At 61.1% G+C, this 373-nt stretch carries 1 protein-coding gene; it reads left to right on the plus strand.

The genetic code is table 11. The annotated features are described in order from the left end of the window. Window positions 1-90: 90 nt before the first annotated feature. Window positions 91-246 (plus strand): hypothetical protein, encoded by a 156-nt coding sequence (locus D0T11_RS22875; protein WP_182888576.1) that lies wholly within the window; start codon window positions 91-93, stop codon window positions 244-246. Window positions 247-373 lie beyond the last annotated feature (127 nt).

The raw sequence follows: 373 nt of genomic DNA on the forward strand, positions 1-373 counted from the left end.
CGCCCGAGTCCCCAGCAAACACCCAAACCCCCACGCCCCACCATCGAGCGCGGCGGCGGCTACGGAATCGAATAATCTTTCCCTTTTGTGATGAATCCCACTCCCCCCACCACCCCCGGCAACGGCGGTGCTACCCTAATGGCCGAGATTGAGCGCATTGCCCAGGAGCTACGCGCCTACAACAACCGCCCCTTGGTCGCGATAGAATACCCCTTCCCTCGTCCGGCGCTCATTCGCCTGCTGTAGCTGGCTGTTCTCGGTTTGGACCTGCTCTAAATCGGCTTTTGGCACCCGCGAGAAATGACCGGTAACGAGCAGGGTAAGCAGCACCAACACGACGGGGCCAAACGTAAAGCCGACCGTCGAACGCCAG

Source organism: Hymenobacter rubripertinctus, assembly GCF_003583925.1.
Taxonomy (GTDB): Bacteria; Bacteroidota; Bacteroidia; order Cytophagales; family Hymenobacteraceae; genus Hymenobacter; species Hymenobacter rubripertinctus.